This window comes from Citrobacter sp. Cpo109 (genome assembly GCF_030332565.1).
Taxonomy (GTDB): domain Bacteria; phylum Pseudomonadota; class Gammaproteobacteria; order Enterobacterales; family Enterobacteriaceae; genus Citrobacter; species Citrobacter portucalensis.
On record NZ_JAOWHQ010000071.1, the window covers coordinates 33,519 to 58,789 of the forward strand.

Consider the following 25,271-nt stretch of genomic DNA (forward strand, 5'->3'; position numbering starts at 1 on the left):
CCGGCGCGCTTTATACCACAAATACGCCACCGACACCAATAATTGTTGGCGGTCTGTGCTGAATGAACGATGAATTTCGTGTTACAGGAAGGCGGCAAAATTTTGAATCCCCGGGAGCTTACAACCAGTAAGTGACTGGGGTGAAAAAATGTAGCCAACGCATTTGTGGCACGAAAGGCGAAGTTCAGAATGATTCTCAATTTGGCAGGGTACACCCCAGACTGATACCATTGACAGCACTTACACAATTATTGTCGAAATAATCGACACTGATGGACAGAATTTATGGCTATCTCAATCAAGACCCCTGAAGAAATCGAAAAAATGCGCGTCGCTGGCCGCCTGGCCGCTGATGTACTGGAAATGATCGCGCCGTTTGTTAAACCGGGCGTCAGCACCGGCGAGCTGGATCGCCTCTGTAATGACTATATCGTGAATGAGCAGCAGGCCATTTCCGCCTGCCTGGGCTATCACGGCTATCCGAAATCCGTATGTATCTCTATTAATGAAGTGGTGTGCCACGGGATCCCGGACGACGCCAAACTTCTGAAAGACGGCGACATCGTCAACATCGACGTAACCGTGATTAAAGACGAGTACCACGGCGATACCTCGAAAATGTTCATCGTCGGCAAACCTACTATTCTGGGCGAGCGTCTGTGCCGCGTCACACAGGAAAGCCTGTATCTGGCGCTGCGAATGGTAAAACCGGGCATTCGCCTGCGCACGCTGGGCGCTGCTATTCAGAAATACGCGGAAGGCGAAGGTTTCTCTGTCGTTCGTGAATACTGCGGTCACGGTATCGGTCGCGGCTTCCATGAAGAGCCACAGGTTCTGCACTACGATGCAGACGACGGTGGTGTGGTACTGCAACCGGGCATGACGTTCACCATAGAACCGATGCTGAATGCCGGCGATTACCGCATCCGCACCATGAAAGACGGCTGGACGGTGAAAACCAAAGACCGGAGCTTGTCTGCACAGTACGAGCATACTATTGTAGTGACGGAAAACGGCTGTGAAATTCTGACGTTACGCAAGGATGACACCATCCCGGCGATCATCACACACGGCGAATAATGTTTTGCCTGATGGCGATGCATTCACATCTTATCAGGCCTACAAATTGTACTACTTAGTAGGCCGGATAAGGCGTTCACGCCATCATCCGGCTTTTTAATGGGTGGCGCATAATGAATACTCTTCCTGAACAGCACGCAAATACTGCCCTCCCCACCCTGCCTGGCCAACCGCAAAACCCAGGGACATGGCCACAGCAAGATCTCAACTGCTCCGGCATTAAAGCGCATATTGACACCTTCCAGAGCTGGTTAGGCGAAGCGTTTGACAGTGGAATTTCCGCAGAACAGCTCATTGAGGCCCGCACCGAATTTATTGACCAACTGCTACAGCGTTTGTGGATAGAAGCTGGGTTCGGGCAAATAGCCGATCTGGCGCTGGTTGCCGTTGGCGGCTACGGGCGAGGCGAACTGCACCCGCTTTCCGATATTGACCTGCTGATCCTGAGTCGTAAAAAGCTGCCTGATGCGCAGGCCGAGAAAGTCGGTGAGCTGTTAACGCTGCTATGGGACGTGAGGCTGGAGGTTGGACATAGCGTGCGTACGCTGGAAGAGTGTCTGCTGGAAGGATTATCAGATTTAACCGTCGCCACCAACCTGATTGAAACTCGCCTGCTGATCGGCGATGTGGCGCTGTTTCTTGAGCTGCAAAAGCATATTTTTAGCGAAGGTTTCTGGCCTTCCGACAAGTTTTACGCCGCCAAAGTGGAAGAGCAGAATCAGCGCCACCAGCGCTATCACGGCACTAGCTACAACCTGGAGCCGGATATCAAAAGCAGTCCCGGCGGCCTGCGCGATATCCATACCCTGCAGTGGGTGGCCCGTCGCCATTTTGGCGCCACCTCACTGGACGAAATGGTCGGTTTCGGCTTTTTGACGCTGGCAGAACGTGCCGAGCTCAATGAATGTTTGCATATCCTGTGGCGGATTCGCTTCGCCCTGCATCTGGTCGTTAGTCGTTACGACAACCGCCTGCTGTTTGACCGCCAGCTCAGCGTGGCGCAACGGCTAAACTACGGCGGCGAAGGCAACGAACCTATCGAGCGGATGATGAAAGACTATTTCCGCGTCACCCGACGGGTCAGCGAACTGAATCACATGCTGTTGCAACTGTTCGACGAGGCGATCCTCGCCATGCCCGCCGATGAAAAACCTCGCCCGATTGATGACGACTTCCAACTGCGCGGCACGTTGATCGATCTGCGCAACGACGATCTGTTTATCCGCAAACCCGAAGCGATACTGCGGATGTTTTACATCATGGTGCGTAACAGCGCGATCAGCGGGATTTACTCCACCACGTTGCGCCATCTGCGTCATGCCCGCCGTCATTTAACCCAACCGCTGTGCTACATCCCGGAAGCGCGATCGCTGTTTCTCAGTATGTTACGCCATCCGGGCGCGGTGAGCCGCGGTCTGCTGCCGATGCATCGCCACAGCGTGTTGTGGGCCTATATGCCGCAATGGTCGCATATTGTCGGCCAAATGCAGTTTGACCTGTTTCATGCCTATACGGTGGATGAACACACCATCCGCGTAATGCTCAAGCTGGAAAGTTTTGCCAACGAAGAGACCCGTCAGCGCCATCCGCTGTGTGTGGATCTATGGCCGCGTCTGCGACAGCCGGAGTTGATTCTGATTGCCGCGCTGTTCCACGATATCGCCAAAGGCCGCGGCGGCGATCACTCGGTGCTCGGCGCTCAGGACGTGCTCAAGTTCGCCGAACTGCACGGCCTGAATTCCCGCGAAACGCAGCTGATCGTGTGGCTGGTGCGCCAGCATTTGCTGATGTCGGTGACCGCTCAGCGCCGAGATATTCAGGATCCCGAAGTGATCAAGCAATTCGCCGAAGAGGTACAAACGGAACACCGTCTGCGCTTTTTGGTGTGTCTGACCGTCGCGGATATTTGCGCCACCAACGAAACGCTGTGGAATAGCTGGAAGCAAAGCCTGCTACGCGAGCTGTACTTCGCAACGGAAAAACAACTGCGTCGTGGCATGCAAAATACGCCGGATATGCGTGAGCGTGTACGCCATCATCAGCTTCAGGCGCTGGCGCTACTGCGAATGGACAACATTGATGAAGAAGCGTTGCACCACATCTGGTCACGCTGTCGCGCCAACTACTTCGTGCGTCACAGCCCAAATCAGCTGGCCTGGCATGCGCGCCATCTGCTGCAACACGATCTCAGCAAGCCGCTGATCCTGCTCAGCCCACAGGCCACGCGCGGCGGGACAGAAATTTTCATCTGGAGCCCTGACCGTCCTTACCTGTTTGCCGCCGTCTGCGCTGAACTGGACAGGCGTAATCTTAGCGTCCACGATGCGCAGATTTTCACTACCCGCGATGGGATGGCGATGGATACGTTCATCGTACTGGAACCGGACGGCAGCCCGCTGTCTTCAGACCGACATGAAGCGATCCGTTTTGGACTGGAACAGGCCATCACGCAGCGCAGTTGGCAGCCACCGCAACCGCGTCGCCAGCCGGCAAAATTACGCCACTTTACCGTCGATACTGAGGTCACCTTTTTGCCGACCCATACCGACCGAAAATCATTCCTGGAGCTTATCGCTCTCGACCAGCCCGGCCTGCTGGCGCGGGTCGGGCAGATTTTTGCCGATCTGGGAATTTCGCTGCATGGCGCCCGAATTACAACCATTGGCGAGCGAGTAGAAGATTTATTCATAATCGCCACCGCCGACCGGCGCGCCCTTAATAATGAGCTGCAGCAGGAAGTGCATCAACGGTTGACAGAGGCCCTCAATCCAAACGATAAAGGGTGATGTTTTTATTTATTATGGAAAGAGTTTAACAATGCAGCAGTTACAGAACGTTATTGAGTCCGCTTTCGAGCGCCGTGCCGACATTACTCCGGCAAATGTAGATACCGTAACCCGCGAAGCGGTGAATCAGGTTATTTCTTTACTGGATTCCGGTGCACTGCGCGTCGCAGAGAAGATTGAGGGTCAGTGGGTCACGCATCAGTGGCTGAAAAAGGCGGTCCTGCTCTCTTTCCGTATTAACGATAATCAGGTCATCGAAGGTGCGGAAAGCCGTTACTTCGATAAAGTACCGATGAAATTCGCCAACTATGACGAAGCGCGCTTCCAGAAGGAAGGTTTCCGTGTGGTTCCGCCTGCGGCCGTGCGTCAGGGTGCGTTTATCGCCCGTAACACCGTGCTGATGCCATCTTACGTAAACATCGGCGCTTATGTTGATGAAGGTACGATGGTTGATACCTGGGCGACAGTCGGTTCCTGCGCGCAAATCGGTAAAAACGTACACCTGTCCGGCGGCGTTGGCATCGGCGGCGTACTGGAGCCGTTACAGGCTAACCCGACCATCATCGAAGACAACTGCTTCATCGGCGCACGTTCTGAAGTGGTTGAAGGCGTAATCGTCGAAGAAGGCTCTGTTATTTCTATGGGCGTGTACATCGGTCAGAGCACCCGTATTTACGATCGTGAAACTGGCGAAGTGCATTATGGTCGCGTTCCGGCAGGCTCCGTGGTCGTCTCCGGCAACCTGCCGTCGAAAGATGGCAAATACAGCCTGTACTGCGCGGTGATTGTGAAGAAAGTCGATGCCAAAACGCGTGGCAAAGTGGGAATCAACGAGCTGTTACGCACCATCGACTAACAGCGATTTGAAAAAGCGGGCTTAGCCCGCTTTTTTTACATCTGCGAGTGGCATAAACAAGGCTTTTCGTTAATTATTCAATGGTTATAGTGAGCTTAAGGGTACCGCTATGTATGACAATCTGAAAAGTCTGGGCATTACTAATCCTGAAGAGATCGATCGTTACAGCCTGCGGCAAGAAGCCAACAACGATATCCTGAAAATCTATTTCCAGAAGGATAAAGGCGAGTTTTTTGCCAAGAGCGTGAAGTTCAAATATCCCCGTCAGCGCAAAACGGTGGTTGCCGATGGCGTCGGCCAGGGTTACAAAGAAGTGCAGGAGATCAGTCCCAACCTGCGCTATGTGATCGACGAACTGGATCAGATCTGCCAGCGCGATCGCAGCGAAGTCGATCTTAAACGCAAGATCCTTGATGATTTACGTCATCTTGAAAGCGTTGTGACCAACAAGATCAGCGAAATTGAAGCCGATCTCGAAAAACTGACGCGTAAATAAGCCGTTTGTTGCCGGATGGCGGCGTCTTACGCCTTATCCGGCCTACAGGTATATCCTCGTAGGCCTGATAAGCTAGCGCCATCAGGCAATTAATCAATGCTGTTCATCCAGTTGTAACGCCACATACAGCAGCAGTCGGTCGTCAAAGTTTCCCAGATCCAGCCCGGTCAGTTCTGAAATACGATTCAGGCGATATTCCAGCGTATTGCGGTGAATAAACAGTGCCTTTGAGGTGGCCAGCGGCTGGACGTTATGACGAAACCATGCCGCCAATGTCCGACGCAGCAACCCGTTGTTATCCATCGCCTTCAGCCTCACCAAAGGACGCGCCAGCTCATTGGCCTGCCAGCCACCGCGCAGGCTGTCCAGCAGCACTGGCAGCATCAAATCCTGATAGAAATAGCTACGGCTTTCCGGCATCCGCTGTTTACCGACCATCATGGTAGTGCGCGCCGTACGATACGAACGGGCAATGCTACCGGGCCCGGTAAAATAGTTGCCCAGCGATACGCGAAACCGCAGCTGTCCGTTTTCTTTCATACGGGCAATAAGCTGCTCAACGCGCTTACGATGATCTTCAGCGTCCCAGCGGCCAAACTGATTGAGCGCCGGTTTCAGCACCACCATCTCAGTCAGAGAAACAATCGCAATCAGATTATTACGTTCGGGCGTAGTCAACGCATTCTGCAATTGCTGTAGCTCCGCCATTGCACTGTCGACGCCAAGCTGGCCACTATCGACCTCCAATACCGCCACCACGCGCGGCTGGTTCAAATCAATGCCTAAACGCTGAGCCCATTCCATCAGCGCTGGCGTATTCTCTTCCGCCTGAATCAGGTTCATCACCAGCTCTTCACGCAGACGGCTATCCTGCGCTAACAGATGCATCAAGCGCGACTGTTCCAGCATCATCTCGGCGGTCATACACACTAACTCGCCGTATTTGCGCAGATGTTCCGGCTCGCCGGTAAGGCCGATAACGCCAACGATTTCGCCTTCCAGACGCAGCGGCAGATTTATCCCCTGTCGTACACCGTGCAAGTGACGTGCAACCGCATCGTCGATATCGACCACCCGCCCTTGCGAAAGCACCAGCAGTGCGCCTTCGTGCAATTCACCAATACGTTCGCGATCGCCGCTGCCGATTATCCGCCCACGGGCATCCATTACGTTGATATTGGTATCAATGATGCGCATGGTACGCGCCACGATATCCTGCGCCATTTTGGTATCAAGATGCCAACCAGCCATAAAACCCTCCTGTGAGCAGAGCTCAAGCATAGGGAAGATAATAAGCGGCGACATTGTGCAAATGCACAAAGCGAAAGGGAGAAGTATGGAGTTGTGGGAAGTATCACAAAAAGAAACCCCTTCCTGTGCAGGAAGGGGTTCAGGGAGATTACTGCATCAACAGATAGATGGAGCTGTCACCGCGCTGAATGTTCAGCGCCAGCACAGCCGGTTTGCTGTCGAGGATTTTGCGCAGTTCAGCGATGTTTTTCACCGGTTGCTGGTTCGCGCCGATAATCACATCCCCTTTCTTCAGGCCAATCTGTGCAGCCGGAGAATTCGGTTTCACGTCGCTTACCACGACACCTTTATCCTGGCCTTTGTTGCTCATATCGGCACCTTCGATGCCTTTAAAGATAGAGCTGGAGTCAACCTGAGTCTGGCTGCTCTGCTGCAATTCCAGGTTCACGGTGACCGGCTTACCGTCACGCAGCAGACCCAGGGTGATTTTGCTGCCAACCGGCATCGTACCGACCTGCGCACGCAGGGCGGCGAAGCTGCTGATCGGTTTGCCATTCAGGGAGGTAATCACATCCCCAGCTTTAATCCCCGCTTTCGCTGCGGAAGAGTTCGGCATCACCTGGCTGACGAATGCGCCACGCTGGGCGTCAACTTTCATCGCTTTCGCCAGCTCAGAGCTCAGCTCGGTACCCATAATGCCCAGCTCACCGCGTTTAACCTGGCCAAACTCAACCATCTGCGAGGTCAGGTTTTTCACCATGTTGCTTGGGATCGCAAAACCGATACCGATGTTACCGCCGTCCGGCGCGAGGATCGCGGTGTTAATACCGATCAGCTCACCGTTCAGGTTGACCAGCGCACCACCGGAGTTACCCCGGTTGATCGCAGCATCCGTCTGAATAAAGTTTTCATAGTTCTCCGCATTCAGGCCACTACGTCCCAGCGCAGAAACAATACCGGAAGTCACCGTTTCACCGAGGCCAAACGGGTTACCAATTGCCACGGTGTAATCACCCACGCGCAGCGCATCGGAATCTGCCAGCTTAATCGCCGTCAGGTTTTTCGGATCCTGAATTTGGATCAGCGCGATATCGGAGCGCGGATCTTTACCCACGATCTTCGCGTCAAATTTACGACCATCGCTTAACTGAACTTTAATCACCGTGGCATTATCTACCACGTGGTTATTGGTCACGACATACCCTTTCGCGGCATCAATAATTACGCCGGAACCGAGTGCCATAAATTTCTGCTGCTGGCCGCCGCCATTGTCAGCGCCCGGTGCGCCGCCCTGGCAGAACGGCGAACTCTGGAACGGAGAACCGTCCTGGCAGAACGGTGAATTATCACCGAAGAACTGCTGGAAATTACGCGGCATGCGCGGCGTATTTACCGTCGTGCTCCCCTCGACGTTAATACTTACCACCGATGGCATCACTTTTTCGAGCATCGGGGCCAGGCTTGGCATCTGTTGGGCGGTCATTGCTGAAGACGACGTCTCAGCCGCTGTAGCAGACAGGGGGGACAACGCCAAACCTAAACTCAGAGCCAGTGCACTCATTGCTAATGTGGTTTTTTTCATGTGTTTCGTTCTCGATTAACAGGTAACGCAAAATTGCTGTATACGTCAGAGTCGTTTTATAGCGCTAAGTTCCAGAATTAAGTTTAAGGAAAAAGTAAAATTTTATTGTCCGTCTTTACAAATGAGTATTTATTGTTCTACGGCCATCAAGCGACGATATTCATCCCAGGCATACAAATCTGTCATTCCGCTGATATAATCCTGGATCAGTCGGCAGCGATAATAATATTCCAGAACCGAATACTCGGCGCACCCCGTCGATATTTTACTAACTGCCTCAACATACGCAAGACGATGGCGGGTAGACAATTTCTGAAATAAACGGGACTCGATAGGAAAACGTTTTACTCTTTCATTGTCGACCAGTTCAGAAAAATCTGACTGAGACATTTTTAATAACGGCTGATAGATCTCCAGCAACCCGCTGATCACCCGATAGCCCTGTAGTTCCAGTTGTTCAACATCCGGATGGCTAAACACATGTTTTACCGCCACATTTTTATAAACACCCAGTAACTGGCTGAAGCTACTGGCATCTTCTAGCAGCGCATGATTAAAGCTGCCTTCATAAATCTGCGGCAAATTATCAATAAACCGCTGGGCCGCATATGGCACCAGTTTATTCAGCGTATTGACGCGTAAATACATAAAGAACTGATCTTCGGTACTCCGGCTTAATGTATTTGAACGTGACTTCTCCCAGGCGTTCTCAACAACCTGGCTAAACAGGGAACCTTTTTCATGCTGCCCCCACGCCTCATGCAGGTGGTGATAAAGTTGCTCGACGCTAAAGATTCTTTTCTCAACGGCATCTTCCAGATCCGCCACGCAATAAGAGATATCATCGGCAGCTTCCATAATCCAGGTTAATGGAAAGCGACTGTAAGGCGCTAATGATAATTCTTTACGCAACCGCTCAATATACGGTTCTTCAGAAAGGTAATAACCCGGTTTCTTCATTAAATAGTTGTGCGTCTCGGGTGCACTGCCGCGCCACCACGCCGGACGGGTATATTTTAAAATACCGCCGACCTGCGCCCAGGTAAGGTTCATACGCATCAACGTATGCACAAGGCGAATACCCTGTGCATTGCCTTCAAAATGGCACAGGTCCTGGCGCACCTTGCGGCGAATATCATTCAGCGACTCCTCGCCTTCACGCAATCGTAATGCTGTCACCTGGCAACGGTCATCACTTAGGGGCTGGCTTTCTGCGTCTGCGGGATACAGTCGCTGGCGAAACCAGTCATTAATTGCCGCCTCCCCAAAATGGCCAAACGGCGGATTACCAATGTCATGCATCAGGCAGGACATTTCGACAATACTCTCAAATGGCCCTGTCAGTTCATCCAGGCCATACTGCTCCAGCAGCTTTAGTTCTTTCAGTCGGCTGAGGATCTCTTTCGCGATATAGCGCCCAACCTGCTGAACTTCCATCGAGTGCGTCAAGCGTGTGCGTACTGCCGCATTACGCTCCAGCGGAAAAACCTGCGTTTTTTGTTGCAGTCGGCGAATGGCCGGTGAATTGATAATACGTCCGCGATCGCTTTCGAAAATACGCAGGATCTCATGCTCAGTCTTCACGCCCTGCGGCGAACGGTAACGACGATGCCAGTTTATTTTTTTTCGGAAATCGATCTGTGCCATGTCCTCTCCCGCCTGAGAAATGCGCTACCCCTTAAGCGCATGATAGACTATGCCCTCAAATCTGGCTTATCGCGAGTAAATCTATGAAAATCGGCATCATTGGTGCAATGGAAGAAGAAGTTACGCTGCTGCGTGACAAAATCGAAAACCGTCAGACCATCGCGCTCGGCGGTTGTGAAATTTACACCGGCCAACTGAACGGTACAGAGGTTGCGCTGCTGAAATCGGGTATCGGTAAAGTGGCTGCTGCACTGGGCGCTACGCTGCTGCTTGAACGCTGCAAGCCGGACGCCATCATTAATACCGGTTCTGCGGGTGGCCTGGCCTCTACGCTGAAAGTCGGGGATATCGTAGTTTCTGACGAAGCGCGCTATCACGACGCCGACGTCACTGCCTTTGGCTATGAATTTGGTCAGCTACCGGGCTGCCCGGCTGGTTTTAAAGCCGATCCTGCGTTGATTGCTGCCGCAGAGTCTTGCATCGCCGAACTCAATCTGAACGCCGTTCGCGGACTTATCGTCAGTGGCGATGCCTTCATTAATGGTTCCGTGGGACTGGCTAAAATTAAGCATAACTTCCCGCAGGCGATTGCCGTTGAGATGGAAGCGACCGCAATTGCGCACGTTTGCCACAACTTTAACGTGCCATTTGTCGTGGTTCGCGCTATCTCTGACGTTGCCGATCAGCAGTCCCATCTCAGCTTTGACGAATTCCTGGTGGTTGCCGCGAAGCAGTCAAGTCTGATGGTTGAAACGCTGGTACAGAAACTGGCGCATGGCTAAATTACTCTCCAGGGCGCTGGTCGCCCTGCTTTTCACTCTCCCGGCGTTCCTTTACGCCGCGCCGCGTGTTGTGACGCTTTCTCCTGCCAATACTGAACTCGCTTTTGCCGCTGGCATTACCCCCGTTGGCGTCAGCAGCTATTCAAACTACCCGCCAGAAGCCAAAAATATTGAGGAAGTCTCAACCTGGCAAGGGATGAATCTTGAACGTATTGTGGCGCTGAAACCTGATTTGGTTGTCGCCTGGCGCGGGGGAAATGCTGAGCGGCAGGTGAATCAACTGACCTCTCTGGGTATTAAGGTCATCTGGGTGGACGCCGTTACCATTGAGCAGGTTGCCGATGCGCTACGCCAATTAGCGGCATGGAGCCCCAAGCCTGAACAAGCTAAACAGGCGGCGCAAACCATGCTTGATGACTATGCTTTACTTAAATCTCAGTATGCCAACAAACCTAAAAAACGCGTGTTTCTCCAGTTTGGTGCCAATCCTCTGTTTACCAGTGGAAAAGGTTCTATCCAGCACGAAGTTCTTGAGGTATGCGGCGGAGAAAACATCTTTGCCGGTAGTCGGGTTCCCTGGCCGCAGGTTAGCCGTGAGCAGGTCCTGGCACGAGCCCCCCAGGCTATTGTTGCCACAGGCGGTCCGGGTGAAACTCTGAAAATTGAGCAATACTGGGGAAACCAGCTAAAAATACCCATTATTACACTTAATAGTGACTGGTTCGAACGCGCGAGCCCGCGTATTATCCTCGCCGCAAAACAACTCTGTAATGCGCTTTCACAGATAAATTAGCGCCTGCCCCACCAGGTCTGTTGTGAGGATTTAAAAATGCTCGTCTATTGGCTTGATATTGTCGGCACCGCGGTATTTGCAATCTCTGGCGTATTACTGGCCGGAAAATTACGTATGGATCCGTTTGGCGTCCTGGTACTCGGCGTGGTTACCGCCGTTGGTGGTGGTACGATCCGCGATATGGCGCTGGATAATGGACCGGTTTTTTGGGTTAAGGATCCGACCGATCTGGTGGTGGCGATGATCACCAGCATGCTGACGATCCTGTTGGTACGTCAACCAAGACGCATACCGAAATGGATCCTTCCGGTGCTGGATGCCGTTGGCCTGGCGGTGTTCGTGGGTATTGGCGTCAACAAGGCATTTCTCGCAGGAACAGGGCCGCTGGTGGCGATTTGTATGGGGGTGATTACCGGCGTTGGTGGTGGGATCATTCGCGATGTGTTAGCTCGTGAAGTCCCGATGATTTTGCGCACCGAGATCTACGCCACAGCCTGTATTATCGGCGGGATCGTGCATGCAACGGCGTTTTATACCTTTGATGTTTCACTGGAAAACGCCAGTATGATGGGGATGATTGTCACCCTGCTGATTCGGCTTGCCGCCATTCGCTGGCATCTGAAATTGCCGACGTTTGCGCTGGATGATAACGGGCGTTGATGTGACGATACAGAACATGTAGGCCGGATAAGGCGTTTACGCCGCCATCCGGCACATTGCCCGGTGGCGCTACGCTTACCGGGCCTACACCATCAGACTATCGGTATTACAGACAGCAATCAGATGCTGAAAGAAGAACCACACCCGCAGGTGCTTTTCGCATTCGGGTTAGTCACAACGAAGCGGGAACCTTCCAGACCTTCGGTATAGTCAACCGCACCGCCCACCAGATATTGCAGACTCATCGGATCAACGACCAGACCAACACCTTGTTTTTCAATGGTCATATCACCTTCATTCACCTGGTCATCAAAGGTGAAACCGTACTGGAAACCGCTGCAACCACCGCCAGTGATATACACGCGTAATTTCAGATTCGGGTTTTCTTCGTCAGCGATCAAGCTTTTTACTTTATTGGCTGCTGCTTCAGTAAATTGCAGTGGCAGCGCTACGTCATCACTCATATTTTGCTCCAAACGACATCGGCAATTGGGTAAATTTCAACCCAATATTTTGGGCCATTATCTAATACCCTGGTATTTCGTTCAAGTATTCTCGCCAGCGGCAGTCCCCTGGCTTTTCGCCGCCTGCTCCGCTTCCTGTTTTGCCAGCGTACGAGCCAGGATAGTCGAGTATAGCGGCTTTCCGCCCATAAATTGGGCTAATAGTGTTGCGCCAAGACAGGTAATAATCATTGGCAAAATGAGCTGATAGTTATCAGTCATCTCCAGCACCAGCACAATACCCGTTAGCGGCGCACGCACCGAAGCAGCCAACAAAGCCCCCATTCCGGCAATGGCAAAGGTTCCGGCCTCCAGGTGATACTGCGGAAAAGAGGCTGCCGCAGCCATACCGAACGCCGTACCAAGCAACGTGCCCAACGCCAGCATCGGGGCAAAGATCCCACCGGGCGCGCCGGATGAGAAGCACAGCAGCGTGGTGATCACCCGGGTGATAAATATAAACAGCAGTAGACCGACGCTAAAATTGCCTGCTGCGGCAATCGGGATCAGATTAAAGCCACCGCCTGCCGCTTCAGGTTGAATTAATCCGAGGATCCCGCACAGGCCACCGATCACGCCGCCCATCAGCACCCATTTTTTAATTTCACCGCCGTGAAAGCGCTGGAACATATCCTGGGTACGCAACACCATAGTGTTGAACAACGGCCCGACACAGCCAAAAATAAGTCCGAGCACCAGATACAGCCACAGTGTATTTACTGGCGCATTAGACAACTTTCCGACTTCAATAATCGGGGCTTCGCCGTTGAAAATACGAAACACAATGCTCGACATTATAACGCCGGTAAACACGGCTTTGATCGACACGAGGTTATAGCGAAACTGCGGGCGCATCTCTTCAATAATGAACAGGATCCCCGCCAGCGGAGCGTTAAACGCCGCCGAAAGACCCGCTGCCGCACCGGTAGCCAATAAGGTATGTCGCGCTTCTGCGCTACGCATACGGAAAATATCCAGCACCATGCGCCCGAGGTTACCACCAATCTGCACGGTCGGTCCTTCTCGCCCAAGCACCATGCCGGCTCCCAGCGTGCCCATGCCGCCAATAAATTTCACCGGCAGAACGCGCCACCAGCGCACCGGTCGCAGCTCTTCCAGCGCGCCTTCAATCTCTGGGATCCCCGAACCACCGGCTTCCGGCGCAAACTTACGCACCAGGAAATAGCCGACCATCGCCAGCAACGCGGAAAGAATAAACGCCAGCGGCCACAGCAGAATGTCATGGTCCGCAACCTGAGCCAGCGTGCCAATGCGCTGATTCTGCACCCAGGTCACCGCTTTCTCAAATGCCACGCCAACAAGCCCTGTCACTGTACCCACTACGGCAGCCATCAACAGGATCGCCAACGGCGTTTTGTCTCGTTCCAGGAGACGACGAATTTGATCCCTGCGGCGTAAACGCACAATTTGTTGTGCTTCAAAAGAGGGAGTGTCTGTCTTCATCAGATGATCATTAATTGGTAATACAAATACGGAATCGGCATTCTACTCGCACATTTCACGAAAATCCCCTGCAAATCGTATTGTTTCAAATGCGTAAAACTTTCATAACCTTCTCTGAATAACTAGAATAGCGGGCATTTACTTTTTCTACGAACCAGGACCCCATCCATGAGTAAGTCTGAAAATCTCTACAACGCAGCACGCGAACTTATCCCAGGCGGCGTTAACTCCCCCGTTCGCGCCTTTACTGGCGTGGGTGGTACTCCGCTGTTTATCGAAAAAGCGGACGGCGCGTATCTGTACGATGTCGATGGTAAAGCCTATGTTGACTACGTCGGTTCCTGGGGACCGATGGTGCTGGGCCATAATCACCCGGCAATCCGTAATGCGGTGATTGAAGCAGCGGAGCGCGGTTTAAGCTTCGGCGCACCGACCGAAATGGAAGTCAAAATGGCGGAGCTGGTCACTGAGCTCGTGCCGACCATGGACATGGTGCGTATGGTGAACTCCGGTACGGAAGCGACGATGAGCGCCATCCGTCTGGCGCGCGGTTTCACCGGTCGCGATAAAATCATCAAATTTGAAGGCTGCTACCACGGCCACGCCGATTGCCTGCTGGTTAAAGCCGGTTCCGGCGCGTTAACGCTGGGTCAGCCGAACTCTCCGGGCGTTCCGGCCGATTTCGCGAAACACACCCTGACCTGCACCTACAACGCTCTCTCTTCGGTACGTGCCGCATTTGAACAGTATCCGCAGGAGATCGCCTGCATCATCGTTGAGCCGGTCGCCGGCAACATGAACTGCATCCCGCCGCTGCCGGAATTCCTGCCGGGCCTGCGTGCCCTGTGCGATGAGTTTGGCGCGCTGTTGATCATTGATGAAGTAATGACCGGTTTCCGCGTGGCGTTGGCCGGAGCGCAGGATTATTACGGCGTCGTGCCGGATCTGACCTGCCTCGGTAAAATCATCGGTGGTGGGATGCCCGTTGGCGCATTCGGTGGCCGCCGCGATGTGATGGATGCGCTGGCGCCGACCGGTCCGGTTTACCAGGCGGGGACGCTTTCCGGTAACCCGATCGCGATGGCGGCAGGTTATGCCTGTCTGACCGAAGTCGCCCAACCGGGTATTCATGAAACGCTGAACGAACTGACGACGCGTCTGGCGGAAGGTCTGTTGGAAGCTGCCGAAGAAGCGAATATTCCGCTGGTGGTTAACCATGTGGGCGGGATGTTCGGGATTTTCTTCACCGATGCAGAAACCGTAACCTGCTATCAGGATGTGATGGCATGCGACGTCGAACGCTTCAAGCGCTTCTTCCACATGATGCTGGATGAAGGAATTTATCTGGCGCCGTCTGCTTTCGAAGCGGGCTTTATGTCCGTGGCGCACAGTGAAGACGATATCAATAACACCATCGACGCCGCGCGCCGGGTGTTTGCGAAGTTGTAAAAAAGAGAACGTGCAGAAATGTAGGCCGGGTAAGGCGAAGCCGCCACCCGGCTTTTTTATTGCCGGATGTCGACGCAAAGCGTCTTATCCGGCCTACATGAAAGGGGTCAGCCTCAGCGGCTCTGCTTTCTCAGCAGATAGATAAAGTACGGCGCACCAATAAACGTCGACAATAACCCCGCCGGGATCTGATACGGAAACAGCACCATCCTGCCGCACCAGTCAGCAAAGACCAGCAACACGCCACCCGCCAGCGCCGAAATCAGCATATGCGGCATCGCCCGCCGAAAACCCATCATACGGGCAATATGCGGCGCCATCAGCCCGACAAAGCTCAACGGTCCAATGGTCATGGTGGCTGTCGCCGTCAACCCTGCCGCCAGCAGCAGTAACCCCACGCGCGACGGCGTGATTGCCATACCCACCGCCCGAGCCGTATCGCCGCCGAGCGGTAAAATTGTCAGCCAACGGCGGCACAGCGGCGTCAGCGCCAGCAGAACCACCATCACAATCCCGGTACGCAGTACCTGCTCTCCGCTCGCGTTATAGGTTGAACCGGAGATCCAGGTCAGCACGCCCGCCATGCGCGGATCGCCGCTGGCCTGCAGCATCATCAGCAGCATAGTAAACGCCGTACTGAGCGCCATGCCGGCCAGCAGCATACGGTGCGGCGAAAACCCACCGCGCCCGGCAGCAATCATAATGATAAGCAGAGTAGCCGCGGCCCCGAGGCTTCCGGCAGGCAGCAGCCAGCCAAAAGCATTTCCAGGGACCAAAAACAGCATGAGCACCACGCCAAATGCCGCACCGGAGCTAATGCCCAGCACTTCCGGACTGGCCATCGGATTGCCCGTCAGACGCTGAATAATACAGCCCGCTACCGCCAGCATCACCCCCGCAATCAGGGCCGCCAGAATGCGAGGCCAGCGCCAGGGCATCAGCTCATCCAGCATCGCACCGCTGGCCCAAGTCCAGCCATGTGCGTCGCGGCCAAACGACAGCGCCACCACAAGGGTTAGCAGTAAAATTACGCCACCTGCCAGCGCAAACATCAGCACATTCTGACGTTCAGCGGCGATGCGATTACTGGCGTTCATATCCGGGGCGCTCATACTCCTTAAGCGCGGCAACAACCACAGCAGCAACGGTGCGCCAATCAGCGCCGTCACTGAACCGGTGGAGACTTCCATCCATACGCGGGTCAACCACAGAATGATTTGGTCGGAGAGCCAGAGGATCAACGCACCAATCAGCGGGGCCAGCACCAGACGAGCCAGCAAACGACGCGCACCGAGCATTTTCGCCAGCAGCGGTGCAAACAGGCCAATAAAGCCGATAATCCCAACCGCGTTAACCAGTAAGGCGCTGATAACAATGGCCAGCGATAACGCCGCCAGACGCGCCAGCGACAATGCCAGACCGAGGTTACGCGCCACGCCGTCATCCAGTCCCATCAGCGTCATTGGGCGTAATAACAACAGAGTCAGCATCACGCCGCCCAGCAGCTGCGGCCACAGACGTTGTACGCCGCTCCAGTCGGTTTGCGTTAGCGTGCCGCTGCTCCATAAAAACATGCTTTGCAGTTGATCGTGATGGAAGATAACCATCAACTGGTTAATCGCCCCGCAGTACAGGCTGACCACCAGCCCGGCAAGGATTAACGTCACCGGAGAAAGGCGCTTGCCCCAGGCAACGCCAAACACCAGCGCCCCAACGACACATGCTCCCGCCAGCGCCGCAAATTGCGTGGTCAGCGCACCTGGAATAGCCCACAGCGTGGTAACCGTAATGCCCAACTGCGCCCCGGTCGCAACGCCCAGTGTGGTTGGCTCCGCCAGAGGGTTACGCAACACCTGCTGAAACAATACGCCGACCAGCCCCAGCCCGGCGCCGACCAGCAGAGAAATCGCCAGCCTCGGCAGCAGGCTATAGTGAAAAACCATCTGCTCAATGATGTCGATATCCGGTGACCAGATAGCCTGTTGCCACTGACTGCGCGGTAGCGCAACGGAGAAGTTAACCCATGTCAGCCAGCAGGCAGCAACAAACAGCACCAACAACAGCAACGCCGGATGGCGGCTTCGCCTTATCCGGCCTGGAAAGCGCCCGAACCGTAGGTCGGATAAGGCGCTTTTTGCGCCGCCATCCGGCATTTCAAGTTTCCTGCTCACGCTTTGCCTCCCAACGCATTATCCAGAATACGGGCAAAATGCATGGCCGATAGCGTTGCGCCATAAAACCAAACGGCAGGCACACGTTGAAAACGTCCGCTACGGACAAACGGCATCGCCTGCCATAATGGCATAGACATCAGCGCAGCCATCTCTTTATCGTTGCCGTGATCAAAGCACAGCACATCGACATCCTTATAAGCAGCCAGACGGTCAATACTCACGGCAGTGCTACCCCAGAAGTTTGTTTCTCCCTGCCAGGCATTTGGGATCCCATATTCGTCCAGTACGTCCTGGAACAGGCTGTTTGAGCCAAACACCAGCATATGTCGCGAATCAAGCAAGGACGTAAGCAATACGGGGCGCGCGCCACGTTGAATGAAGCGCGGTTTCAGGCTGGCGATAAAACGATCGTACTCAGTCAAATGGCGTTCAGCAGAGGCTTGCAGATTGAACAATTGCGCCATTTCCTGCAGCGATTGTCGCGCAACGGCCAGCGGCTTTTTGCCATCGCTGAAGTTAAATCCCCGGCCAGGTGCAATTCGCGCCAGCTTTTCAGGGGAAGGACCATAGCCTGCCGACCAGAGCAGAAATGAGGGCTTCATTTCGGTAAGCAGTTCGAGATTGGGCTCCGTACGTAGTCCGACGTCAATCACCGAATCAGGCAGAGGAGGTTCACTGACCCACAGCTTGTAGTTAGGGATATCTGCGATGCCGTACGGCGTAATCCCCAGCGCCAGCAGCAGCTCTACCGGCAGCCATTCCAGCGCTACAATGCGCTGTGGATCAACCGCCGCGGCGTGTGCCGTATTCATCCGCCACAGCAGAGGCGACAGCGCCATCGCCGTAAGCAATCGCCGACGGGTAATATGATGTAATCCGATCATTAATAGACAAAACTCACGGGTGCGGCACCGGCCGGATGCGGCAAAATGCCCATCGGGATACCGTAAATTTGTTCCAGAGTTTCACTGCACATCAGTTCAGCTGGCGTTCCTTGAGAAATCATCTCACCGCCGCGCAGCGCAACGAGGTAATCGCAGTAGCGGGCCGCCATATTGATATCATGCAGCACCGCAACCACCGTCAGCCCGCGCTGCTGGCTTAAGCGGTGCACCAGCGCCAGCACGTCAACCTGATGGGCGATATCCAGCGCGGAAGTCGGTTCATCAAGTAGCAGGCAGCGGCTGTCCTGCGCTACCAGCATGGCAATCCACGCACGTTGGCGTTCTCCGCCCGACAGGCTATCGACCAGACGGTGCGCCAACGGTTTTAAACCGACCAGCGAAATCGCTTCTTCTACTTTCTCTCTGTCGGCAACGCCAAAACGCCCCAGCGCCCCGTGCCATGGATAACGACCAATCGCCACCAGTTCACGCACTGTCATCCCTTCCGCCTGCGGTAACTGCTGCGGCAGATAGGCGACCTTGCGGGCAAACGCTTTGCTGCTCCAGCTCTCCAGCGGCTGTTCATCGAGCAGGATTTCACCTTCTGACGGCGGCTGATGACGTCCCAGCATTTTTAATAACGTCGATTTACCGGAACCGTTGTGGCCGATAAGACCAGTCACTTTTCCCACAGGAAAAGTTAATGAGAGAGGATGCAATAGCGTGCGGCCAGGCACACGAAAGGAGACATTACGCAACGCAAAAGTGGTGTCGGGATGGGATCTGTTTTCCTGCATAGCAGCCAACTTGTAAAACGGGCACGCAAAGCGTGCCCAAAGAGAAATTAGAAACGGAAGGTTGCAGTCGCAACGACCTGACGTTCTGCGCCCCAGAAGCAGCCATAGGTATCGAAGCAGCTGGCAACATATTCACGGTCAAACAGGTTTGTAACGTTAACGGCAACACTAGAACCTGCCATACCCAGGCGCGCGAGATCGTATTTAACGACTGCATCCATCACGGTTGAGCTACCCACTTTGAAGGTGTTCTTCGGATCGCCATAGCTAGAGCCAACATAACGACCGCCTGTGCCCAACGTTAACCCTGACAGCGGGCCTTCGTAGAAGGTGTAATCCCCCCACAGAGAAGCCATGTTTTTTGGTACTTGCACAGGTGTTTTACCTTTAAGCGTCGTGTCTTCTGTATATTCCGCATCGGTATACGTATAAGACGCTGTCAGGTTAATGTTCGCATTCACTGCGGCTTTTGCTTCTAATTCAACGCCACGAGAACGAATTTCACCCGCCGGAACCTGCGCATACGGATTAAGCGGGTCGGTAGTCAGGTTATTCGTTTTCGTCAGCTCATATACCGCGGCAGTAACAACAACGGGCAGATCTTTTGGAACATATTTTACGCCAGCTTCATATTGCTTACCTTTTGACGGTGCATAAGCAACGTTGTCGGCAGGTGTTGCTGCCCATGCTTTAGAAGGATTCGGCTCGAACGATTCGCTGTAGCTAAAGTATGGCGTAATACCATTGTCAAAGAGATAGTTAATCCCACCGCGCCAGGTGAACTGCTCATCGTTACGTTCAACTTTCTGATTACTGGAACGAATAGTTGTTGCCTGCTGAGACCAGTCATAGCGGCCTCCCAGCGTTGCAACCCATTTATTCCATTCCAGTTGGTCCTGTACATACACACCTGTTTGGTGCTGCGTGTTAAGCTGGAACGGTTTCGCGTCAGGGAAGTCAACATCGTCATACACCGGATTATTCATATCTAAAGGCGGTGCACTTCCGTAGGCGTTATCGATATCGTTTCGCAGACGCGAATAGTCGACACCGGTAAGCAGAGTATGTCCAACATCTCCCGTCGCGAACTTGCTTTCCAATTGAGTATCTACGCCAAAATCATTATAGCGTTCATCGGCGACGATAATCTGACGGGTCAATTGATTCCCCACTGCGCCGAAGCCGTACACACTCTGTTGAGATGTTTTGATTTGGCTATAACGCAAATTTTGACGCACAGTGAAGGTGTCATCAAAACTGTGTTCAAAGCTGTAACCAACCATTCGCTCATAACGCGAATAGGTATTGTTCGGCGCATAATCCGTAAAGCTCACAGGCAAACGGGAACCATCAGGTAACGGCTCAACCGTACCTTCTTTCGGCAGCCAGCCGTAATAACCTGTTGAAGGCTCATTCTGAATGTTTGCTCGCAGAGTCAGGTTGGTTCGGTCATCAGGCTTCCAGCTAAACACGGGAGCAATGGCATAACGCTTCTGCTTCGCAAAATCTTGTTGTTCGTCATTAGAACGTGCCAACCCTGTCAGGCGGTATGAGTACACGCCGTCGTCATCCAGGGAATCGCTGAAATCAAAACCGGTTTGGAACAGATTATCCGAACCCATTTTGAATTGAATTTCTTTTAACGGCTCTGATGTCGGGCTTTTGCTAACCATGGAGATCAAGCCACCCGGATTACTTTTCCCGTAAAGTACAGATGTTGGCCCGCGCATAAGCTCGACGCGTTCAAGCATGTAAGGATCAACAACGGCAGAGCTGTAGTAATCACCCTGTAACTTGACGCCATCAAGGTAATTGTTTGGTGTTGGGCCTGGCGTGTAGAAGCCACGAATAATAACGAAATCATAAGTGCTGGAAGCGCCACGCGTAGAAACGGCAGCACCAGGGGTATAGGCTAAAGCCTCTTTTACCGACCCAGGTTGATGCATATCCATCTCTTCACGCGTAACAACCGAAACAGACTGTGGGGTCTTTTCGATAGGCGTATCAGTCTTTGTGGCAGTGGCGGAACGTTTCGCGGCAATCGTCGGCGAAGGCCCCCATGCGCTTTCCTGCGGAGCAGGTGCAGCAGTTACGGTGATGGTTTCTTCTTTCGGGTCAACCGCCGCCTGTGCATAGACAGACATGCCGCTAACCGCTGTGGCTACCACTACTGCGATTTTACGCAGTGATGAACTTGGCTGAGCAGTTTTAAGACGCGCCATTGGTATTTCTCTGATGAAAGTGAATGATAACGTAAACGAGAATTATTATTATAACGGCAGCATAATATTCGAAACTCTGGCGAGATAGCAAGCAATACGCGTCCCTACTAAAACTGAGGGGTTAAGAAATAACCAGATGAAAAGAAAGGGTTAATAAATTAGGCTGGAATGTTAGGGCTCGGAAAGAGTCCTGTCGTACTGCTGCGTATATACGCCTGCAAATTAACGGTAATACACTTCAAAGGTGGCCACTGCATCGACCTGACCTCCCTTCACCGTTCCGGTTTTAGCGTATCGCGCTTTCAGGGGGATCTCCTCTGTTCCCCGCCCGTTTGCGCTTTCGATCCCCGTATATTCCTGATCAAAACTCAGCACATGATTGTCTTTGTCGAGGATCTGGATCCCCACACCGCTGGCAGCCCCTTCCCCACTGGCAATGTTCAGAATATTGCCGTCGGTAACACCGGTTGAACCGGCGCTGGTAAACTTATAATCAATGTGCGTTCCGGTAGTACAATCGGCGACTTCAATTTTAAAGCTGTCATCGGTGAGTACGGAAGAATATCCCTGAGATAAACTGCCTGAGGTTACCGAGTCCATCAGAACGGCAATATCTTTACTGACCAAATTACAAGTATTGGTTAGCACATCGACCACCGTTGGGCCAAAACGCAGTTTTGCCGCTATCAGGTTCCCCATTTGATAATCGGCATTAAATAAGCTGGTATCCAGCGTACCAGACTGAACGGTGTCAATAACGACCAACTCAACCCCCACATGATAGGTTGAGTCAAAAGAAGCCCAACTCCCTAATCTACCAATATAGTGCCGGGGAGTAATGAGATTATCGCCAGTGAATGTCGCTGTCTTATTCTCTGCGCGAGCAGCGCGAAAACCAATACCAGGTACTGTTGTTTTATAAACTCCCGGCAATACTCCTGAATAATCAGCATCAGTCAATACCAAATAGCCGTCATACACCCGCTCATTGCCGTCACAGCTTAAGCCGTGTGATTCTCCAACTGTTTCTCCGGAATAGACTACAGTTCCTACAGCTGCATCAGACTCAATCACAATCTGCGCGGGCATGGTAAACATAATCGTTGGATTCGCATCCGGATTGGTAAACGAGCATTCAGCCCTGGCCTGCTGAAAACAGACGCTAATAATAGCTAACATCAGCGTGATGAAGAGCCTGACAACAGGCTTTATTCCTTTTTGCATCTGGTCATTTCCCTGTTAGCTAAACAACAACATCCACCGTTGCCACTACCAGTGGTAGTACGGCAAACATAGCCATCGCATACCACTATCCAGCACCTGCTGCTTGTCCGCTTTTGCATATCTCCTCCATTTATCAACGGCAGTTGAGCGTTGCGGTGAAAATTCCCGGTTCAGGTTGTGCCGGAACCGTCACCTCCGCCGAGCAGCGCTGCTGCGCCGTATCACCCCATTGCGCGGTCACACGCTGCGTCCCTTTTAATCCAGTGATAAACACTTCACCGGCATCGCCCACGATAGAGGTTGCGCCGTCCATACTCAGCATCGCCCCAAAAGGCACCATACCCTGACCATATCGCAACGTCAGCAAGGCACGCTTACCCGCACGCGCGGTAAAATCCGCCGCCACTACCGCCCCCTTGGTCGGATTCACGTCCAAAGACGCATCCTTAATATCTAAATCATCGCGCCCCATTGTATTCACGGTGATGGTGTTACGCCGATAGTTGGTTAAGGTCGGCACAATGGCATTGCCCCAACGGTCGGTATACACCCCTTGTGAATTTTGGATTTTGACGTTATCGCCATCGACAATATGCACCACCGCAAAAGCATCCTGGATCGACTGTCCCAGAGTTATTCCTTGCGAGTGCGCGACAACGGAGCCCTGTGCACTATAGCCCCACTGCTTGCTGTCTTGCTGATAGCTGTAATTAGCGCTGAACTCCCCCACCGAAGCCCGATAGCGCGAGGAGAGATAAGCGCCGTAGCCCACGTTGTTATCGGTGTAGGTTTGCTGAAGGTTGTAATTTAAGTTGTTGTTTTCCAGCAACGAGCCGCTAACGCCCGCCTGGTGCGAGGTGTTACCTTTTTTCGAACTGGTCAGGTTATAGGTGCCCCAGGAGTTCGCCAGCCAGCGCGAGAGCGGAATGTTAATCGAAATCGAAACCTGCTGGTCGTTATCGGTCGATGGCGTTTTCGTCAGGCTATAGTTCAGCGACCAGTTAACGCCCTGCCAGCTGCTGCTGTAACCCAAGCTGACGCTGCGCTCATGGCCTTCCATTCCCCAGTAGTCCTGCTGATAGGCGTTGGCATATACCGACCCCCAGCTATGTAACGACTGTGAAAGGTTTAGCTGTAAGCGGCTCCGGCGGTTAAAAGCATTGCGATAGCTGTAAATGCTGTCGTCGTCATAGGCGTTATTGCGCTGATCGAGAGCCTCCTGAAAGGTATAAAATCCAGAGGTGGAATAACGATAGCTGGCCAGCGTGATCGTGGTATTGGTCAGCGGAAAATCTTTTGCGTACTGCGCGCGCCACGACTGGCCGTTCGCATCTTCGCGACCGTCGTCAAACGCGGTTCTGGCGGCCGTCAAATCCATCGACACTGAACCAAAATCGCGTAAATCGGCCCCGATGCCGACCAGCCCGGCATGATACATCGACGCGCCCTGCAGACCGCCGTAGGCGGTAATTCCGAAAGGTAAGCCGTAAATTGCCGTCACCTGGCCGAATTCCGGTTCTTCGCCATTATCCACATCGCGATATTTACCTGCCGCCAGGCTGTACTTCAGCGCGCCTTCGCGTTGCATAATCGGCACCGAGGAGCTGGCCTGAATAAAGCTGCGCTCCGTACCGTCAGCCTCCGTCACGGTGACTTCCAGATCCGCCCCTGCCGTGACCTGGGTTAAATCACGGATTTCAAACGGGCCGGGCGAGACGTTGGTCTGGTAGATGGTGTAACCGTTTTGCTTGATGGCCACTTTGGCATCGCTGTTGGCGATGCCGCGCACCACCGGGGCGAATCCCTGTAATCCGCTGGGCAGCATGCTGGTATCGGTCTCCAGCTTCACCCCGGTCATTTGTACGCTGTCAAACAGTTCGCCGTTGGTGTAGGTTTGCCCAAGCTGAAGCTGGCTGCGCAGGCGTTTGATATCACGCTCCAGCGTTGTGCTTATAGATTGCCAGCCGCTGTCATTCCCCCAGCTACTGGAATTGCGCACTCGCCATGGGCCAATGTTCATACCCGAATTGAGACTGGCCCAGTTAGAGGCATTGTTGTCCCCATTAGACTGCTGATGCGAGCCCGAAACATAGTAGCTGGTCCACAGAGCCGGAATGCCATCGTCCCAGGAAGCGGGATTGCTTTCGCCCGAAATTTGTTTGTCGCGGTAGATTTGCGGAATACGTAATTGCAATACCTGAGTTTCCGGGCTGAAGTCATAGCGCGCATCAGCAATATATTCACTAATATCGCCCAATGCGGCATTATCATTAATATTCTTTAACGCCGGGATGGAATCAACTTTGACGCCCAGTTCACGCAGTTCTGCTTTAGTAAACTGCGGAACCAGTTTGCTGTTATCTTTTGAAAGGACGTAATTTAAATTTCGTTTATCGATGCGATCCCGATCCCAGACAATGGACGTTAAATACCGCCCTGGCGATAGACCATTATTGCGTAAATAAGCTTCCAGCGCGCCGGTATTCTCCAGCGGCGTCCCCGTTTCCAGCGCACTGAGATTGAAATAATCGTCAGCGCAAACGGAACCACTCGCCGTTAATATCGCGAATGTCAGCGTATTGAGCGCAAAAAGCCGGACAGTACGATGAGAAGACATAAAC

20 protein-coding genes are annotated in these 25,271 nt (G+C 53.2%); 8 read left to right on the forward strand and 12 right to left on the reverse strand.

Features of this window, described 5'->3' with window-relative positions:
• Positions 1 to 285 precede the first annotated feature (285 nt).
• The 4 genes from map to OGY71_RS20895 all read left to right on the forward strand — a co-directional run bounded on the left by map (position 286) and on the right by OGY71_RS20895 (position 5,218).
• Positions 286 to 1,080 (forward strand): type I methionyl aminopeptidase, encoded by a 795-nt coding sequence (gene map / locus OGY71_RS20880; RefSeq protein ID WP_003829182.1) that lies wholly within the window; start codon positions 286 to 288, stop codon positions 1,078 to 1,080.
• Positions 1,081 to 1,193: 113 nt separating this feature from the next.
• The gene (glnD, locus tag OGY71_RS20885) at positions 1,194 to 3,866 is read left to right on the forward strand and encodes a bifunctional uridylyltransferase/uridylyl-removing protein GlnD (protein ID WP_164563110.1); all 2,673 of its coding nucleotides are present in this window, start codon (positions 1,194 to 1,196) and stop codon (positions 3,864 to 3,866) included.
• Positions 3,867 to 3,897: 31 nt separating this feature from the next.
• Positions 3,898 to 4,722 (forward strand): 2,3,4,5-tetrahydropyridine-2,6-dicarboxylate N-succinyltransferase, encoded by an 825-nt coding sequence (dapD, locus tag OGY71_RS20890; protein WP_003829186.1) that lies wholly within the window; start codon positions 3,898 to 3,900, stop codon positions 4,720 to 4,722.
• 109 nt (positions 4,723 to 4,831) lie between these two features.
• A complete protein-coding gene (locus tag OGY71_RS20895) occupies positions 4,832 to 5,218 on the forward strand; it encodes a DUF3461 family protein (protein WP_003018562.1) in 387 nt (128 codons plus the stop codon).
• A 93-nt stretch (positions 5,219 to 5,311) separates the two neighbouring features.
• Here OGY71_RS20895 and cdaR read toward each other — a convergent pair whose 3' ends face one another.
• The 3 genes from cdaR to dgt all read right to left on the reverse strand — a co-directional run bounded on the left by cdaR (position 5,312) and on the right by dgt (position 9,698).
• On the reverse strand, positions 5,312 to 6,469 hold the full coding sequence (gene cdaR / locus OGY71_RS20900; RefSeq protein WP_003829189.1) for a DNA-binding transcriptional regulator CdaR: 1,158 nt from the start codon (positions 6,467 to 6,469) through the stop codon (positions 5,312 to 5,314).
• Positions 6,470 to 6,617: 148 nt separating this feature from the next.
• Entirely contained in the window at positions 6,618 to 8,051 is a 1,434-nt protein-coding gene (gene degP, locus OGY71_RS20905; protein ID WP_003829191.1) for a serine endoprotease DegP, read from the reverse strand.
• A gap of 129 nt (positions 8,052 to 8,180) precedes the next feature.
• Positions 8,181 to 9,698, reverse strand: a complete 1,518-nt coding sequence (gene dgt / locus OGY71_RS20910) for a dGTPase (protein ID WP_126956855.1) — start codon at positions 9,696 to 9,698, stop codon at positions 8,181 to 8,183.
• A gap of 83 nt (positions 9,699 to 9,781) precedes the next feature.
• Here dgt and mtnN point away from each other — a divergent pair, with 83 nt between their 5' ends.
• The 3 genes from mtnN to OGY71_RS20925 are packed head-to-tail and all read left to right on the forward strand — an operon-like array spanning position 9,782 to position 11,933.
• The gene (gene mtnN, locus OGY71_RS20915; RefSeq protein ID WP_003829195.1) at positions 9,782 to 10,480 is read left to right on the forward strand and encodes a 5'-methylthioadenosine/S-adenosylhomocysteine nucleosidase; all 699 of its coding nucleotides are present in this window, start codon (positions 9,782 to 9,784) and stop codon (positions 10,478 to 10,480) included.
• Positions 10,473 to 11,273: a vitamin B12 ABC transporter substrate-binding protein BtuF gene (btuF, locus tag OGY71_RS20920; protein ID WP_003829197.1), complete on the forward strand. Its 801-nt coding sequence runs from the start codon at positions 10,473 to 10,475 to the stop codon at positions 11,271 to 11,273. The genes mtnN and btuF overlap by 8 nt, the downstream gene beginning before the upstream one ends.
• 36 nt (positions 11,274 to 11,309) lie before the next feature.
• Positions 11,310 to 11,933, forward strand: coding sequence for a TRIC cation channel family protein (locus OGY71_RS20925; RefSeq protein WP_003829199.1), 624 nt, complete (start codon positions 11,310 to 11,312; stop codon positions 11,931 to 11,933).
• Between the two features lie 119 nt (positions 11,934 to 12,052).
• On the opposite strand, the gene erpA is transcribed toward OGY71_RS20925, so the two are convergent.
• From erpA to clcA, 3 genes are read right to left on the reverse strand one after another with little or no spacing between them, the layout of a single operon-like run.
• Positions 12,053 to 12,397 carry an iron-sulfur cluster insertion protein ErpA gene (gene erpA, locus OGY71_RS20930; RefSeq protein ID WP_003829201.1) on the reverse strand — a complete coding sequence of 115 codons (345 nt, stop codon included), beginning with the start codon at positions 12,395 to 12,397 and terminating at the stop codon, positions 12,053 to 12,055.
• A complete protein-coding gene (gene yadW, locus OGY71_RS20935; protein WP_122973801.1) occupies positions 12,390 to 12,455 on the reverse strand; it encodes a small protein YadW in 66 nt (21 codons plus the stop codon). The genes erpA and yadW overlap by 8 nt, the downstream gene beginning before the upstream one ends.
• Positions 12,456 to 12,478: 23 nt before the next feature.
• Positions 12,479 to 13,900 carry a H(+)/Cl(-) exchange transporter ClcA gene (gene clcA, locus OGY71_RS20940; protein WP_003829202.1) on the reverse strand — a complete coding sequence of 474 codons (1,422 nt, stop codon included), beginning with the start codon at positions 13,898 to 13,900 and terminating at the stop codon, positions 12,479 to 12,481.
• A 168-nt stretch (positions 13,901 to 14,068) separates the two neighbouring features.
• On the opposite strand from clcA, the gene hemL reads away from it, so the two are divergent.
• Positions 14,069 to 15,349, forward strand: coding sequence for a glutamate-1-semialdehyde 2,1-aminomutase (gene hemL, locus OGY71_RS20945; RefSeq protein WP_003829203.1), 1,281 nt, complete (start codon positions 14,069 to 14,071; stop codon positions 15,347 to 15,349).
• Between the two features lie 113 nt (positions 15,350 to 15,462).
• Here the strand turns inward: hemL and fhuB are convergent, their stop codons facing one another.
• The 6 genes from fhuB to OGY71_RS20975 form a co-directional block, all read right to left on the reverse strand.
• Positions 15,463 to 17,502 (reverse strand): Fe(3+)-hydroxamate ABC transporter permease FhuB, encoded by a 2,040-nt coding sequence (fhuB, locus tag OGY71_RS20950; protein ID WP_286613780.1) that lies wholly within the window; start codon positions 17,500 to 17,502, stop codon positions 15,463 to 15,465.
• Between the two features lie 14 nt (positions 17,503 to 17,516).
• A complete protein-coding gene (fhuD, locus tag OGY71_RS20955; protein WP_286613653.1) occupies positions 17,517 to 18,407 on the reverse strand; it encodes a Fe(3+)-hydroxamate ABC transporter substrate-binding protein FhuD in 891 nt (296 codons plus the stop codon).
• Positions 18,407 to 19,204, reverse strand: a complete 798-nt coding sequence (fhuC, locus tag OGY71_RS20960) for a Fe3+-hydroxamate ABC transporter ATP-binding protein FhuC (protein ID WP_286613655.1) — start codon at positions 19,202 to 19,204, stop codon at positions 18,407 to 18,409. The genes fhuD and fhuC overlap by 1 nt, the downstream gene beginning before the upstream one ends.
• Positions 19,205 to 19,251: 47 nt before the next feature.
• Positions 19,252 to 21,426, reverse strand: coding sequence for a ferrichrome porin FhuA (gene fhuA / locus OGY71_RS20965; protein WP_126956860.1), 2,175 nt, complete (start codon positions 21,424 to 21,426; stop codon positions 19,252 to 19,254).
• 222 nt (positions 21,427 to 21,648) lie between these two features.
• Positions 21,649 to 22,650, reverse strand: a complete 1,002-nt coding sequence (locus tag OGY71_RS20970) for a fimbrial protein (RefSeq protein ID WP_164563113.1) — start codon at positions 22,648 to 22,650, stop codon at positions 21,649 to 21,651.
• 133 nt (positions 22,651 to 22,783) lie between these two features.
• Positions 22,784 to 25,267, reverse strand: coding sequence for a fimbria/pilus outer membrane usher protein (locus OGY71_RS20975; protein WP_286613658.1), 2,484 nt, complete (start codon positions 25,265 to 25,267; stop codon positions 22,784 to 22,786).
• Positions 25,268 to 25,271: the final 4 nt, after the last annotated feature.

Bases quoted from the DNA above. Each gene is read 5' to 3' on its own strand.
- map (WP_003829182.1), top strand. From the start codon at position 286: ATGGCTATCTCAATCAAGACCCCTGAAGAAATCGAAAAAATGCGCGTC.
- glnD (WP_164563110.1), top strand. From the start codon at position 1,194: ATGAATACTCTTCCTGAACAGCACGCAAATACTGCCCTCCCCACCCTG.
- dapD (WP_003829186.1), top strand. From the start codon at position 3,898: ATGCAGCAGTTACAGAACGTTATTGAGTCCGCTTTCGAGCGCCGTGCC.
- OGY71_RS20895 (WP_003018562.1), top strand. From the start codon at position 4,832: ATGTATGACAATCTGAAAAGTCTGGGCATTACTAATCCTGAAGAGATC.
- cdaR (WP_003829189.1), bottom strand. From the start codon at position 6,469: ATGGCTGGTTGGCATCTTGATACCAAAATGGCGCAGGATATCGTGGCG.
- degP (WP_003829191.1), bottom strand. From the start codon at position 8,051: ATGAAAAAAACCACATTAGCAATGAGTGCACTGGCTCTGAGTTTAGGT.
- dgt (WP_126956855.1), bottom strand. From the start codon at position 9,698: ATGGCACAGATCGATTTCCGAAAAAAAATAAACTGGCATCGTCGTTAC.
- mtnN (WP_003829195.1), top strand. From the start codon at position 9,782: ATGAAAATCGGCATCATTGGTGCAATGGAAGAAGAAGTTACGCTGCTG.
- btuF (WP_003829197.1), top strand. From the start codon at position 10,473: ATGGCTAAATTACTCTCCAGGGCGCTGGTCGCCCTGCTTTTCACTCTC.
- OGY71_RS20925 (WP_003829199.1), top strand. From the start codon at position 11,310: ATGCTCGTCTATTGGCTTGATATTGTCGGCACCGCGGTATTTGCAATC.
- erpA (WP_003829201.1), bottom strand. From the start codon at position 12,397: ATGAGTGATGACGTAGCGCTGCCACTGCAATTTACTGAAGCAGCAGCC.
- clcA (WP_003829202.1), bottom strand. From the start codon at position 13,900: ATGAAGACAGACACTCCCTCTTTTGAAGCACAACAAATTGTGCGTTTA.
- hemL (WP_003829203.1), top strand. From the start codon at position 14,069: ATGAGTAAGTCTGAAAATCTCTACAACGCAGCACGCGAACTTATCCCA.
- fhuB (WP_286613780.1), bottom strand. From the start codon at position 17,502: ATGCCGGATGGCGGCGCAAAAAGCGCCTTATCCGACCTACGGTTCGGG.
- fhuD (WP_286613653.1), bottom strand. From the start codon at position 18,407: ATGATCGGATTACATCATATTACCCGTCGGCGATTGCTTACGGCGATG.
- fhuC (WP_286613655.1), bottom strand. From the start codon at position 19,204: ATGCAGGAAAACAGATCCCATCCCGACACCACTTTTGCGTTGCGTAAT.
- fhuA (WP_126956860.1), bottom strand. From the start codon at position 21,426: ATGGCGCGTCTTAAAACTGCTCAGCCAAGTTCATCACTGCGTAAAATC.
- OGY71_RS20970 (WP_164563113.1), bottom strand. From the start codon at position 22,650: ATGCAAAAAGGAATAAAGCCTGTTGTCAGGCTCTTCATCACGCTGATG.
- OGY71_RS20975 (WP_286613658.1), bottom strand. From the start codon at position 25,267: ATGTCTTCTCATCGTACTGTCCGGCTTTTTGCGCTCAATACGCTGACA.